13 protein-coding genes and 1 tRNA gene are annotated in these 12,890 nt (G+C 71.3%); 4 read left to right on the top strand and 10 right to left on the bottom strand.

The genetic code is table 11. The features are described 5' to 3' along the window. Positions 1–74: 74 nt before the first annotated feature. Positions 75–2,069 (top strand): Stk1 family PASTA domain-containing Ser/Thr kinase, encoded by a 1,995-nt coding sequence (gene pknB, locus SNOUR_RS20450; protein ID WP_067349268.1) that lies wholly within the window; start codon positions 75–77, stop codon positions 2,067–2,069. 79 nt (positions 2,070–2,148) lie between these two features. Here pknB and SNOUR_RS20445 read toward each other — a convergent pair whose 3' ends face one another. From SNOUR_RS20445 to SNOUR_RS20425, 6 genes are all read right to left on the bottom strand, one after another. Beyond that, positions 2,149–2,895 (bottom strand): class E sortase, encoded by a 747-nt coding sequence (locus SNOUR_RS20445; RefSeq protein WP_067349265.1) that lies wholly within the window; start codon positions 2,893–2,895, stop codon positions 2,149–2,151. 26 nt (positions 2,896–2,921) lie between these two features. Continuing rightward, positions 2,922–4,484 carry a class E sortase gene (locus SNOUR_RS20440; protein WP_067349263.1) on the bottom strand — a complete coding sequence of 521 codons (1,563 nt, stop codon included), beginning with the start codon at positions 4,482–4,484 and terminating at the stop codon, positions 2,922–2,924. Then, a complete protein-coding gene (locus tag SNOUR_RS20435) occupies positions 4,481–5,137 on the bottom strand; it encodes an aminodeoxychorismate/anthranilate synthase component II (protein ID WP_039634771.1) in 657 nt (218 codons plus the stop codon). Before SNOUR_RS20435 ends, SNOUR_RS20440 begins: the two co-directional genes overlap by 4 nt. Continuing rightward, the gene (locus tag SNOUR_RS47205; RefSeq protein WP_039634769.1) at positions 5,134–5,310 is read right to left on the bottom strand and encodes a hypothetical protein; all 177 of its coding nucleotides are present in this window, start codon (positions 5,308–5,310) and stop codon (positions 5,134–5,136) included. Before SNOUR_RS47205 ends, SNOUR_RS20435 begins: the two co-directional genes overlap by 4 nt. A gap of 81 nt (positions 5,311–5,391) precedes the next feature. Then, the gene (locus SNOUR_RS20430) at positions 5,392–6,078 is read right to left on the bottom strand and encodes a class E sortase (RefSeq protein WP_067349260.1); all 687 of its coding nucleotides are present in this window, start codon (positions 6,076–6,078) and stop codon (positions 5,392–5,394) included. Between the two features lie 36 nt (positions 6,079–6,114). After that, the gene (locus tag SNOUR_RS20425) at positions 6,115–6,885 is read right to left on the bottom strand and encodes a DUF881 domain-containing protein (RefSeq protein WP_067349257.1); all 771 of its coding nucleotides are present in this window, start codon (positions 6,883–6,885) and stop codon (positions 6,115–6,117) included. Positions 6,886–7,062: 177 nt separating this feature from the next. Here SNOUR_RS20425 and crgA point away from each other — a divergent pair, with 177 nt between their 5' ends. Then, on the top strand, positions 7,063–7,317 hold the full coding sequence (gene crgA, locus SNOUR_RS20420) for a cell division protein CrgA (protein ID WP_039634763.1): 255 nt from the start codon (positions 7,063–7,065) through the stop codon (positions 7,315–7,317). A 255-nt stretch (positions 7,318–7,572) separates the two neighbouring features. On the opposite strand, the gene SNOUR_RS20415 is transcribed toward crgA, so the two are convergent. Together SNOUR_RS20415 and SNOUR_RS20410 are read right to left on the bottom strand one after the other, a co-directional pair. Then, on the bottom strand, positions 7,573–8,487 hold the full coding sequence (locus SNOUR_RS20415; RefSeq protein WP_067349253.1) for a rhomboid family intramembrane serine protease: 915 nt from the start codon (positions 8,485–8,487) through the stop codon (positions 7,573–7,575). Between the two features lie 196 nt (positions 8,488–8,683). Beyond that, on the bottom strand, positions 8,684–9,211 hold the full coding sequence (locus SNOUR_RS20410; protein WP_067349251.1) for a peptidylprolyl isomerase: 528 nt from the start codon (positions 9,209–9,211) through the stop codon (positions 8,684–8,686). A 291-nt stretch (positions 9,212–9,502) separates the two neighbouring features. Here SNOUR_RS20410 and SNOUR_RS20405 point away from each other — a divergent pair, with 291 nt between their 5' ends. Beyond that, positions 9,503–10,222 (top strand): DUF5324 family protein, encoded by a 720-nt coding sequence (locus SNOUR_RS20405; protein WP_067349249.1) that lies wholly within the window; start codon positions 9,503–9,505, stop codon positions 10,220–10,222. Positions 10,223–10,309: 87 nt separating this feature from the next. Here SNOUR_RS20405 and SNOUR_RS20400 read toward each other — a convergent pair whose 3' ends face one another. Next, the gene (locus SNOUR_RS20400; RefSeq protein ID WP_067349247.1) at positions 10,310–11,230 is read right to left on the bottom strand and encodes a LysR family transcriptional regulator; all 921 of its coding nucleotides are present in this window, start codon (positions 11,228–11,230) and stop codon (positions 10,310–10,312) included. A 93-nt stretch (positions 11,231–11,323) separates the two neighbouring features. On the opposite strand from SNOUR_RS20400, the gene SNOUR_RS20395 reads away from it, so the two are divergent. Next, entirely contained in the window at positions 11,324–12,703 is a 1,380-nt protein-coding gene (locus SNOUR_RS20395; protein ID WP_067358553.1) for an MFS transporter, read from the top strand. A gap of 88 nt (positions 12,704–12,791) precedes the next feature. Here the strand turns inward: SNOUR_RS20395 and SNOUR_RS20390 are convergent. Further along, positions 12,792–12,864: transfer RNA gene (locus SNOUR_RS20390), tRNA-Ala, on the bottom strand. Between the last annotated feature and the right edge of the window lie 26 nt (positions 12,865–12,890).

Raw genomic sequence — 12,890 nt, 5'->3', positions numbered from 1 at the left:
GGTATGCCCGGGCAGCACACCGCCGGACCACACACGGGTGCGGTCGGGACTGACGGAGAGGGCTGGAGAAGCTTATGGAAGAGCCGCGTCGCCTCGGCGGCCGGTACGAGCTGGGCTCGGTGCTCGGCCGTGGTGGCATGGCGGAGGTCTACCTCGCGCATGACACCCGTCTCGGCCGCACCGTGGCGGTGAAGACCCTGCGGGCGGATCTCGCCCGCGATCCGTCTTTCCAGGCCCGGTTCCGCCGTGAGGCCCAGTCGGCCGCCTCGCTGAACCATCCGTCGATCGTCGCGGTCTACGACACCGGCGAGGACTACGTCGACGGGGTGTCGATCCCGTACATCGTCATGGAGTACGTGGACGGGTCGACGCTGCGTGAGCTGTTGCACTCCGGGCGGAAGCTGCTGCCCGAGCGGTCGTTGGAGATGACGATCGGTGTGCTGCAGGCGCTGGAGTACTCGCACCGCGCCGGCATCGTGCACCGCGACATCAAGCCGGCCAACGTGATGCTGACCCGTACCGGCCAGGTCAAGGTGATGGACTTCGGTATCGCCCGGGCCATGGGCGATGCCGGTATGACCATGACGCAGACCGCGGCGGTGATCGGTACCGCGCAGTACCTGTCGCCGGAGCAGGCCAAGGGCGAGCAGGTCGATGCCCGCTCCGACCTGTACTCGACGGGCTGTCTGCTCTATGAGCTGCTGACCGTGCGGCCGCCGTTCGTCGGGGACTCCCCGGTCGCGGTGGCCTACCAGCACGTGCGGGAGGAGCCGCAGCCGCCGAGCACCTTCGATCCGGAGATCTCCCCGGAGATGGACGCGATCGTCCTGAAGGCGCTGGTCAAGGACCCGGACTACCGCTATCAGTCGGCGGACGAGATGCGGGCCGACATCGAGGCGGCGCTGGACGGCCAGCCGGTCGCGGCGACCACCGCGCTGGGTGCGGTGGGTTACGGCGAGCAGGACCAGCCGACGACGCTGCTGCGGGCACAGGACCCGGGCGGCCCGAAGACGTCGATGCTGCCGCCGATGAGCCCGGACGACGGGGGCTTCGGCTACGAGGAGCGCGGCGACCGGCGGCGGGGCGGCGGCAAGAAGAGCAACGTCTCCACGATCCTGCTGGCGCTGGCCGCGGTCCTGGTCCTGGTCGGTGCGATCTTCATCGGCAAGGCGATGTTCAGCGGGAACAAGAGCAACTCCATCACGGTGCCCAACCTTGAGGGCAAGTCGCTGGCGGAGGCGAAGTCCTACGGCGAGAACAGCTCCTTCAAGGTCGTCAAGGACGGCAGCAAGGAGTGCGACAACGCCCAGAAGGGCCAGATCACCTCGCAGGACCCGGCAGCCGACACCAAGATCGACAAGGGCGCCACGGTCCACGTGACGATGTGCTCGGGTGCGGTGAAGGTGGCCGTGCCGGACGTGCAGGGCATGCCGTTCGAGGACGCGCAGAAGGAGCTCAACAAGAAGGGCTTCAAGAACGTCACCAAGGCGGAGAAGGAGTCCGACCGGACGCAGGGCGTTGTCATGGACCAGGACCCCAAGGCGCAGTCCCAGGTGACCAAGGACACCCAGATCACGCTGACCGTGGCCAAGGCGGCGCCGAAGGCGACCGTGCCGGACGTCAAGGGCCAGGACTACGCCGCGGCGCAGAAGCAACTCCAGGACCAGGGTTTCATCGTCAGGCGGGGACCCGACCAGAACGTGACCGACCCGGCGCAGAACGGCAAGGTCGTCGGTGAGAGTCCGGACGGGAACCAGCAGGTGGCCCAGGGCTCGACGGTCACGCTGACGGTGGGCAAGGCCGCGCAGGCGCAGATGCCCATGGTGACGGGCAAGAAGGTGAAGGACGCCAAGCAGATGCTGCAGCAGGCGGGCTACACCAGCATCCAGTTCGCCAACAACAGTCCGCAGGACGACAACGCCGTGGTCACGGGCCAGGACCCGCAGCCGGGGACGCAGGGTGACCCCGCGTCGACCACCGTGAACCTGACCACCATGGGCGGCGACAACGGGAACAACAACGACGGCGGCATCTTCGGCGGACCGTTCGGCTGGGGGAAGAAGCACTAGCCCCCGCACGGCCCCGTACGACGGAGCCCCGGCTGCCCTTGGAGGGCGGCCGGGGCTCCGTCGTGTGCGGGGTGGTCGGTCAGCGGAGTTCCTCGGGGGGTGTGCGGTCCGCGTCGACCTTTTCGGTGCGTTCCAGTTCGCCCCAGACGATGTAGCGGTAGTCCGAGGTGTAGACCGGGGTGCAGGTGGTGAGGGTGATGTAGCGGCCGGCCTTGTGCTTGCCGGATTCGGCCGGGATCTTGTCGAGGACGTTCACGTTGTACTTGGAGGTCTGCGGGAGCGTCGCGTAGACCTTGTAGACGTACCAGGTGTCCTTGGTCTCGAAGACGATCGGGTCGCCGACCTTGAGCTTGTCGATGTTGTGGAACTTCGCGCCGTGGCCGTCGCGGTGCGCGGCGAGGGTGAAGTTGCCCTGCTTGTCCTGCGGCAGGGCGGACGTGACGGGCTTGGTGTAGTAGCCGGCGACTCCTTCGTTGAGGATGTCGTTGTCGGTGCCCTTCTTGACCAGCACCTCGCCGTTGTCCATCGCCGGTACGTGCAGGAAGCCGATGCCGTCCTTGGTGTCCAGCGCTCCCGGCCCCTTGGGGCCCGGTGGCGCGGCGGCCCAGTGCTTGCGGACCTGGTCGCTCTGCTTGTGGGATTCGCGGTCGGCGAGGACGTTGGTCCACCACAGCGAGTAGACGACGAACAGGCCCAGGATCAGCCCGGTCGTGATGAGGAGTTCACCAATGACGCTGACGACGGAGGCGAAGGTGCGCCACCCCCGGCGTGGCTCCGGTGACATCGCGGACCGGTCGCGGTCCTCGTCGATTCCGCTGGCAGTCACCGGTTAGCTCCCCTTCAGTTGTCCGCTCAGCCGGCGAGCGCTTCCGGTTTGCCCTTGCTCCGTGGCCGCTCGTCCACCATCTTGCCCCAGACGATCAACCGATAGGTACTGGTGAACTCCGGGGTGCACGTGGTCAGGGTGATGTACCGTCCCGGGCCGGTGAATCCCGAGCCGGGCGGGACCGGGCCGATCACGCTGGTGTTGCTGGGAGAGGTCTGTGGGAGGACGCTCTCCATCTCGTAGGTGTAGTAGGCGCTCTGCGTCTCGACGACGATCTTGTCGCCCTTGGTGAGGCGGTTGATGTAACGGAACGGCTCGCCATGGGTGTTGCGGTGGGCGGCGACGGCGAAGTTGCCGGCCTTGTCCCAGGGCATCGCGGTCTTGATGCCGCTGGCGGCGTCGTAGTGGCCGATCATGCCGTGGTCGAGAACGGAGTGCTTGTCGATGCCCTGGGCGATCGGGGCCTTCACGTCGAGCTTGGGGATGTACATGATGCCGAAGCGCTCGCCGTCCGCGAGGTTCTTCTTCTCGCCGCCGCCCTGCTCCCACTGGTGCTGAAGGTTGTTGGCGGCGCCGCCGGCCTCCTCGTCGGCCATCACGTTGGTCCACCACAGCTGGTAGGTGACGAACAGCAGCATCAACACGCCGAGGGTGATGAACACTTCGCCCAGTGCGCGGCTGGCGATCAGGCCGGGGCTGTCCTTGGCGGCGCGCTGTGCCCGGCGGGCCTCGACCCGGGTCATGGGGACCTTGGGCGCCTCGGCGTCCGTCGTGGCGGCCGAGGCGGAGGCGGTGCGGGCACTGCGACGGCCGTGGCGCCCACCGCGTTTGGCGGCGGCCTGGGCGGCCTTGCGGCGGGCCGCGCGGCCACCCGTCGCCAGGGCGGCGGTCGTGGTTTCACGTGAAACGGCGGTGTCGGCGTCGGTTTCACGTGAAACGGTCGCGCTGGTTTCACGTGAAACGGTGTCGTCGCCGGACTGCTCGGCCTGACGCAGCGCCATGGTCGCGTCGTCCGACTGTGAGGGAACCCCGGCCGGCGCCGGGCGCACGGGGCGGCCGGACCGGGAGGGAAGCAGTGGGGGGATCGTGGGGAGGGGCGCGGTGAGGGCCTCCGCGACGCCACGTGGATCGGGTATCGGCTCCGCGGGCGGGGCGTATCTGCCGTGGCCGAGGCCGCCGTTCACCTGACCGTAGGCGTCGGCTTCGGAGCCGTAGGTGCGCGAGGGCAGCGGGCCGGGCGTCGCGTCCTCGGGGCCGGGCTTGCGGTGCCGGGCCGGTCTGCGCGGCGGCGTCGGAGTCGGCGGCGGCTCGGGGCGGCCGGAGGCCGCGGGGTCCTGGCGGGGCCGGAACCAGGGGGAGCCCTCTGCCGCGGTGCCTCCGCCGGCGGGGGCGGTCGGTGCCTGCTGCCCGTAGGGGGCCGGGTGGGGTGCCGGGGAGCGGCCGGGCAGGGGGTCGTTCAGCGGGTCGTCGAGCCGCCCCACGGCCGTTTCGAACGCGTCGGACTGCCCGTACGGGTCGGATGGCGCGTACGGCTGCTCCTCGTACGGCTCGTAGGGCCGTCCTCCGTGCTCGGGGCGTAGCGCGGTCACGCGCCGGCCTTGCCGACCACCGGGGCAAGCCCCGCCGAACGCTCCACTGCTTCCTTGTCGCCGCACTCCACCAGCCAGTTGGCCAGCATCCGGTGTCCCCATTCCGTCAGTACCGACTCGGGGTGGAACTGCACGCCCTCCACGGGGAGTTCACGGTGCCGCAGCCCCATGATGATCCGGCCGCCGGGGGCGTCGTCGGCCTCCGTCCAGGCGGTGACGGCCAGTTCGTCGGGGACGGTGTCCGGTTCGACGGCCAGGGAGTGGTAGCGGGTGGCGGTGAAGGGCGAGGGCAGTCCGGCGAAGACGCCGGCGCCTTCGTGGAGGACGGGCGAGGTCTTGCCGTGCAGCAGTTCGGGGGCGCGGTCCACCACTCCGCCGTAGGCGACGGCCATCGACTGCAGGCCCAGGCAGACGCCGAACACCGGGACGCCGGTGTCGGCGCAGTGCCGGACCATGTCGACACAGACGCCGGCCTGCTCGGGGGTACCGGGTCCCGGGGACAGCAGCACGCCGTCGAAGCCGTCCTGGGCGTGGCGCGGGGCGACCTCGTCGTTGCGCAGTACCTCGCATTCGGCACCGAGCTGGTAGAGGTACTGGACGAGGTTGAAGACGAAGCTGTCGTAGTTGTCGACGACGAGAATCCGTGCGGTCATCGGGTGGCTGCCATCCCTTGGTCGACAGTGACGTCATTGAAGGGGAGCAGTGGCTCCGCCCACGGAAAGACCCACTGGAAGAGCACGAAGACCACCGCCAGGACGAGCACCACGGAAATCAGCGCCTTCACCCACGTGTTGCCCGGCAGATGCCGCCAGATCCAGCCGTACATGGTGTCGCTGTCCCCTTGCCGATGCCGTTGACGATGTCGATTGCGACACCAGAGTAAGGGGAGAGGCTGTGCGCACGTGGGTCAGCCGGTCAAAGCCGATGGCCTTCCTTGTGTGACGGGTTGGGTGGAATCGAGGTGTGCCCAGGCGATCAGCCGGTGGCTGTGGCCCCACTCCGGTTCGCAGGTGGTGAGGGTGAGATAGCGGCCGGGGCCGGTGAAGCCGGACTTCCGCGGCACCGGGTCGATGACGCCGATGTCGGTGGGCAGCGTCGTGTAGGGCTGGTTGTCGATGCGGTACGTGAACCAGGTGGTGCCGTCGGTGAGGACCACGGCGTCCCCGGGGCGCAGCCGGGGGAAGTCCTTGAAGGGGTCGCCGTAGGTGCGGCGGTGGCCGGCCACGGCGAAGTTGCCGGTGGCGCCGAGCCGGGCGGTGCGGTCGTAGTGGCCCAGGCCGCGTTGGAGGACGCCGGTTCCGGTGCCTTCCAGGACGGGCTTGGCCCAGTCCGGCCCGAAGCGGGGGATGTACATGACGGCGAAGGAGCGGCCGGGCTCGTAGCGGCGGGGCGGGGCGGTGGGTGTGGGGGCGGGGGCGCCGGCGGCGACCGGGCCGGTGGACCACTGGTCCTGGAGCCGGCCGATCTCGCTGTCCATCGCGCTGTCCGCCCGGACGCCGGTCCAGTAGAGGAGGTAGACGACGAAGAGGACGATCAGTGTGCCGGCGGTGAGGCAGATTTCGCTGGCCGTCCGTACGATCCAGCGCGTCGTCATCGGACCGCCCCTCCCCGCCGGCCCGCGGTCCGCGGGCTACGGCTTCACAGGCTGTGCGTAGTGGAGATCCACTGTGCCGGAGTAGCCGGGAAGAGTCACCGCCTCGTGCTGGTCGACTTTCCAGCCGAGCCCGTAGGCGTTGACGTACTGGAGGTAGTTCTGGATGGCGGGGGACGCGGTCAGCGCCTGGTTGAGAGCCTCCCGGTCGCCGACCGCGGTGATCTTGTAGGGCGGGGAGTAGACCCGGCCCTGGAGGATCAGGGTGTTGCCGACGCAGCGGACCGCGCTGGTGGAGATCAGCCGCTGGTCCATGACCTTGATGCCCTTGGCGCCGCCGTTCCACAGGGCGTTGACCACGGCCTGGAGGTCCTGTTGGTGGATGACCAGGTCGTTGGGCTGGGGTTCGGGGATGCCGGGGATCTTGGCGGTGGCGTTCGGCGGGGCGTCGGTGAGGGTGACGGTCAGGCCCTGGCCGGACAGCGGCTTGGTGCCGGCGCTCTGCTCCAGGCCCTTGAGCATGGCCTCTCCCGTGGCGGAGGGGCTGGTGTCGCGGCGGGCGAGGGCGTCGACCTCGGCGCGCAGGCCGGCGTTGCGCTCGTCCTGGGCGCCGTTCTTGTGGCTGCGTTCCTGGATGAGGTCGGACAGCCGCAGCATCGAGTCGTCCGAGCGGAGGTTGGTGCCGCGGGCGGTGTCGAAGCTCAGCCAGAACATCAGGCCGGCGAGCGCGAAGACGAGGAGGGTGAGGAGTCGGACGGGCCGCAGCCGGGGACGTGGAGGGCGCCCGGGGGAGCCGGCGGAAGTGCTCAACGTACCCTTACTCCTTACGACGCCGCGGAAGCACTACGCTAACGGACGCCTGGGAAGGAAATCCGTTCCCCTCGTGTCCGTACCCTGGCTCCCGACCCGTACCGCTCCCGTGCGGCGGGGAGACCACCCGCTCACCGTCGGGAGTGGGGGAGCAGCACATCGACAGGAGAGTTCCTCGTGCCGAAGTCACGGATCCGCAAGAAGGACGACTTCACGCCGCCGCCGGCGAAGACCACCAGCCTGAAGATGAATTCAGGTCGTGGCTGGGTCGCGCCGCTGATGTTGGCGATGTTCGTGATCGGGCTCGCCTGGATCGTGCTGTTCTACGTCTCCGAGGGCGATCTGCCGATCAAGGCGATGGGCAACTGGAACATCGTGTGCGGCTTCGGCTTCATCGCGGTGGGCTTCGGCGTCTCCACGCAGTGGAAGTAGCGCGCCCCTCCTGGAGATAGCGCAAGCCCTACCCAAGGCCATCCACACAGTTATCCACAGTCGGGGAAAACTTCAGAAGATCTGTGGATAACCCTCGGGAGGTTGACGCCGGTGTGACCGGCAGTACCCCCCGATGCCGGCCCCCGCCCCCGCCCCTTCCTGCGGAAACGCCGTTCTGCGGGGTGTCGGGGCCGGCTTCCGCACAGCATGCACAAGATCCTTCACGGACTGTGGACAACGTGACCCCGCGGGGCCTCAACCCACCAGCTGAAGGGCCCGTACCCACACCACCGCGACGATCGCGAGCAGGGCGACCACGCACGTCCCGACGTGCACCAGCGTCCGGCGGTCCCGCGGCGCGTGCACCATCCCGAACGCCACCGCGGCGCCCACGACCAGTCCGCCGACGTGCGCCTGCCAGGCGATGTTCGGCCACAGGAACGTGAAGGCCAGGTTGAGGGCGAGCAGGATCAGGACCGGCTTCATGTCGTACCGCAGCCGCCGCATCAGCACGGCGGTGGCGCCCAACAGCCCGAAGATCGCGCCGGACGCCCCCAGCGAGGGCTGGTTCTGGGCCGCCATGAGGAAGGACAGGGCGCTGCCGCCCAGGCCGGAGAGCAGGTAGAGCGCGGTGAAGCGGAGCCGGCCGAGGGCGGCCTCCAGCGGCGGGCCCAGCCACCACAGCGACAGCAGGTTGAAGGCGATGTGGGCGATCTGCTGGTGCAGGAAGACCGCGGTCAGCAGGCGGTACCACTCGCCGTGGGCGACGCCGACCAGCTGATAGCGGCTGGGGTCGATGGCCAGGCCGATCAGGTCGAGCCGGTTGACCAGGTCCGTACCGGCCTGTTGGGCCACGAGCACCGCGATGAAGACGGCGACGTTCAGGCCCAGGAGGATCTTGGTGATCAGCCGGGGGTCGGCGGTGAGGGTGCCGCCCGCTATCGTGCGCGGCGCGCTGGCCTGCGGCGCCGGGCCGCTGCCGCCGCCGGTGCGGACACACTCCGGGCACTGGAAGCCGACCGACGCGCTGATCATGCACTCGGGGCAGATCGGCCGCTCGCAGCGGGTGCAGCGGATGCCGGTCGGGCGGTCCGGGTGGCGGTGGCAGCCGGGCAGGCCGTCGTGGCCGTGCGCCTGCTGCGGCTCCTGCGGGCTGCCTGGCTGGTCCATCGGTCCCCTCAAGTCCTCGTTCTCGCCGGGACGCGGGCGCACCCCGCCCCCAGCCATCGCCCCACAACGAGCTTCGCGCCCCGCCCGCCCGTCGCCCGGCCACCGCCCCACAACGAGCTTCGCGCCCCGTCTCTATCATCTACGACCGGACGGGGCGCGATGGTTCCCCGGATCGGTCCGGGGCGCAAGACCCGGGTCAGCGGGTCTCGATCACCACCGACTCGATGACGACGTCCTGCACGGGACGGTCGGTGCGCGGGTTGGTCTGGGTCTCGGCGATGGCGTCGACGACCTTCTTGCTGGCCTCGTTGGTGACCTCGCCGAAGATGGTGTGCTTGCCGGTCAGCCAGGCCGTCGGGGCCACGGTGATGAAGAACTGCGAGCCGTTGGTGCCCGGGCCGGCGTTGGCCATGGCCAGCAGGTACGGCTTGTTGAACGCCAGGTCGGGGTGGAACTCGTCGGCGAACTTGTAGCCGGGGCCGCCGGTGCCGTTGCCCAGCGGGTCACCGCCCTGCAGCATGAAGCCGCTGATCACGCGGTGGAAGACGGTGCCGTCGTAGAGACGGGCGGTGGTCTTCTGACCGGTGTTCGGGTCGGTCCACTCCCGCTCGCCGTTGGCGAGCTCGACGAAGTTCTTGACCGTCTTGGGGGCGTGGTTCGGCAGAAGCCGGAGTTCGATGTCGCCCTGGTTCGTCTTCAGGGTGGCGTAGAGCTGCTCAGCCACGATCTACCTTCCATAAGTCTTCGCGGACGGTCACCGATCCTGTCATGAACCGTCGCCGGGCGCCGGGCCGCCACCACTTGACGGGGTTCGCACTGATTTCCCGCGCAGGACACAACGCCGCGTGGCATGGTCGTCACAAGACTCCGGAAAGTCCCCGATGACCCGGATGCCCGCTCGCACATGCCGTGCGGACAGCGAGCGGGCATGCTCGTCAATCGGGTGGACAGGCGACACAGCACAGGTGGGGGAGCAGCCCCCAGACCAGGAACCCCACCGAGGAGGAGGATCCCCGTGACCCGCAAGGACAGCGTGCGCGCCGCGACCCACACAGCCAAGGACAGCGTGCGGCACGCAGCGGAGGTGGTGGCTCCCTATGCCGGTACGGCCAAGGACGCCGCCGTCCACTACTCGCACGAGGCACGCACCCGGCTGGCTCCCAAGGTCGCCGAGGCGGCCCAGCAGGCCCGGTCCCAGTACGACGCCCACCTGCAGCCCCGGATCGAGCACGCCCGCGGCGCACTGCCGCCCAAGGTGGACGCGGTGGCGACCCGGGCCGCCGTCCGCACCCGTCAGGCGGCCCGCCAGGCCGCCGACTACACCGCCCCGCGTCTGGAGAACGCGATGGTCACCGCGCGGGCGGCGGCCGAGCCGGTGCGCGAGGAGGCGCTGGCCCGGGGTGCCGTGGCGCTGGCCGCGCTCCGCGGGGAGGTGACGGCGGCGGAGGTCGAGAAGCTGCACAGGAAGCAGTGCCGCCGGGCGGCCTGCGGCAAGGCCGCCCGGCGGCTGGCCCTGCTGGGCCTGGTGGTGGCCGGTGCGGTCGCCGCCTGGAAGTGGTGGGACAAACAGGCCAACCCGGACTGGCTGGTCGAGCCGCCGGCGCCCACCGAGGTCGGCGACCGCGGCCACCTGAGCGCCGTGGACGGCAGTCAGGGCACCTCACTCGACCCCGAGGTCCAGGCCAAGCAGGCCGAGTCCGACTCCGACGAACGGCGTGGCGGCAGCACCGCCTGACCCCCTTTCGCACCCGTCGACGGGCCGCGCACTGGTGCGGGGCGGGGCCCGTCGGCGGGTGCCGGCGCGGGCCCGGTGGGCGGCAGGTCAGGACACCTCGGCCCGGCTCCCCTGCCCGGCCAGCGGGTCGGCCCGCCGGGCCAGGTCGAGGAGGGCCCGCAGGGGCCGTTCGGCGAGGCCGAGGCGGGGGTGCCACTGGGCGATGATGCTGACCGGGCGGAGCGGCTCGACGAGCCGGAGGGTGACCAGGTCGCCCTGTTCCAGCTCCCGGGCGACCGCCAGCGCCGGCAGCAGCGAGACGCCCTGGCCGTGGGCGGTCAGCCGGAGCAGCGCGGACAGCGAGCCGGTGACCGTCGCGGTGTGCGCCCCGGCGAGCAGGTCCCGGCCCAGGTGGTCCACCAGCATCTCGCAGGTGCAGCCCCGCTCGGCGACGAGGAACGGGCAGTCCAGGAGGTGCTCCGGCGTCACCCGCTCCTGCCGGGCCAGCGGGTGGCCGGGCCCCGCCACCAGGACCGTGCGGTCATGGCCGACGACGGCGTGCGGGCCGACCGCCCGCCGCCCGTTGTCGTACTGGAACACCACGTCCACTTCGCCCGCGCCGAAGGCCCGTTGCAGCCGTTCGCGGCTGCCGACCGTCAGCTCGACCTCGGTGCTGGTGCCCGGCCCGGCCGCGCCGTACTCCAGGGCCGCCAGTACCTCCGGCATCCAGGCGTGCGCCAGCGACTCCTGGGCGCCGATGCGCAGTCGGGGGCGTTCGCCGCGGGCGGCCCGGCGCATCCGCTCGTCCAGTTCCAGCGCCTCGCGGGCGTGCGGCAGCAGGCGCCGGCCGGCGTCGGTGAGTGTGGCGCCCGTACCGGCCCGCACCAGGACCGTCGCGTCCAGCTCCGCCTCCAGGCGCTTGAGCTGGGCGCTCACGCTGGACTGGGCGTAGCCCAACTCCTGGGCGGCAGCGGAGATTCCGCCGTGCTCGACGACGGCGACGAAGGCGCGAAGGTAGCGGGAGTCCACCCCGCAAGGATGCCACCGGCCATCGAGGTTTCCGATGGGGACATCGGAAGTGCGGCGTCGCGGGCCGGGCCGGTCCGGGGCGACCGTGCTGCCATGACCACCGACACCCGCGCGCCGGCCACCGGCGCCCTCGCACCGGCACCCGCCCGATCCCGGCTCGCGTTCGCCGGCATCGCCGCCGGCAATCTGCTCGTCCTCCTCGACACCACCGTCCTCAACGTCGCCCTCCCCGACCTGCGGCGCGCGCTGCACCCGGCCGCCGCCGCGCTGCCCTGGGCGGTCGACGCCTACACCGTGGTCTTCGCCGGACTGCTGCTCGCCGCCGGGGTGTTCGCCGACCGGTGGGGCGCGCGCCGGATGTACGTCGGGGCGTTGAGCGGCTTCGCCGTGCTGTCCGTGCTCTGTGCCGCGGCGCCCGGTGCCGGCGCGCTGATCGCCGGGCGGGCGCTGCTGGGTGCGGCCGGCGCCGGGCTGGTGCCGGCCTCGCTGGCGCTGCTCATCGCGCTCTATCCCGACCCCGCGCGGCGCACCCGGGCGATCGGCGTCTGGACCGCGTTGAGCGGACTGGGCGCGGCGGCCGGCCCGGTGCTGGGCGGTGGTCTGGTCGAACTCGGCGGCTGGCGGCTGGTGTTCCTGGTGAACCCGCCGATCGCGCTGGCCGCGCTGCTGCTCGCCCGCCGGCTCCCGGCGCCGGCTCCGCGGGCCGCCGGCGCCGCGCCGCGCGCCCTGGACCGGTCCGGGCTGCTGCTGTCCACCGGCGCGCTCGGCGCGCTCACCTTCGGCCTGGTCCAGGCCGGAATCGAGGGCTGGTCCGCGCCGTCCGCCTGGGGGCCGCTCGCGGCCGCGGTGGTCGCCTTCGTCGCGCTGGCCACCGTGGAACGCCGGGTCGCGGCGCCCGTGCTGCCACCGGCGCTGCTCGCACTCCCCCGGGTCCGGACCGCCATGCTGGCCGCCGCGGTGTCCTGCTTCGCCTACTTCGGCGGGATGTACCTGCTCGCCCTGTGGCTGCAGCGGACCTACGCGCTCTCGCCGCCCGCCGCCGGGCTGGCCTGTCTGCCGCTCACCTTCCCGGTGTGCGTGATGCCGTTCTTCACCGGACGGCTGGTGGCCCGGCACGGCGCCCGTCCGGTGCTGCTGGCCGGGATGGCGGCCACCGCGCTGGCCGGCGGGCTGCTGCTGCTCGCCGGCGACCGGCCGCCGCTGCCCCTGCTGGTGGTGGCCGAGCTGGCGCTCGCCGCCGCGGGCACCCTCTCCATCCCGGGTGCCGCCGCCGCGATGGCCGTCGAGGCGCCGGCCGAGCTGGCCGCCACCGCGCAGGGCGCCCTGAACGGGATCCGGCAGGCCGGCTCGGCGTTGGGCGTGGCGGTCCTGGGCACCTTGGGCGGGCCGCGGGACGCGGGTGCGGTGCTCGTCGTCGCCGGGCTCGCGGCGGTCCTGCTGATCTTCCGCGCGGGCGCCACGGGCCGGCGGTGAGGGCCGGGCCGCCGCGACGGCCCGGCCCTCAGCGGCGCACAAAAAGACCCCTCCGGCTGCGTTCCCACAGGTCGGAGGGGTTTGGGGGTGGAGCCTAGGGGAGTCGAACCCCTGACATCTGCCATGCAAAGACAGCGCTCTACCAACTGAGCTAAGGCCCCTTCGCCGAACAGGGTACCCGGTGTCG

Origin of the sequence: Streptomyces noursei ATCC 11455 (assembly GCF_001704275.1) — a bacterium.
GTDB lineage: Bacteria > Actinomycetota > Actinomycetes > Streptomycetales > Streptomycetaceae > Streptomyces > Streptomyces noursei.
The sequence above is the reverse complement of the archived record's forward strand: the minus strand, read 5'-3'. Positions and strand labels throughout refer to the sequence as shown.

Excerpts from the sequence above, each read along its gene's own strand:
- SNOUR_RS20435 (WP_039634771.1), bottom strand. The coding sequence starts at position 5,137 with ATGACCGCACGGATTCTCGTCGTCGACAACTACGACAGCTTCGTCTTC.
- SNOUR_RS20430 (WP_067349260.1), bottom strand. The coding sequence starts at position 6,078 with ATGACGACGCGCTGGATCGTACGGACGGCCAGCGAAATCTGCCTCACC.
- pknB (WP_067349268.1), top strand. The coding sequence starts at position 75 with ATGGAAGAGCCGCGTCGCCTCGGCGGCCGGTACGAGCTGGGCTCGGTG.
- SNOUR_RS47205 (WP_039634769.1), bottom strand. The coding sequence starts at position 5,310 with ATGTACGGCTGGATCTGGCGGCATCTGCCGGGCAACACGTGGGTGAAG.
- SNOUR_RS20395 (WP_067358553.1), top strand. The coding sequence starts at position 11,324 with ATGACCACCGACACCCGCGCGCCGGCCACCGGCGCCCTCGCACCGGCA.
- SNOUR_RS20415 (WP_067349253.1), bottom strand. The coding sequence starts at position 8,487 with ATGGACCAGCCAGGCAGCCCGCAGGAGCCGCAGCAGGCGCACGGCCAC.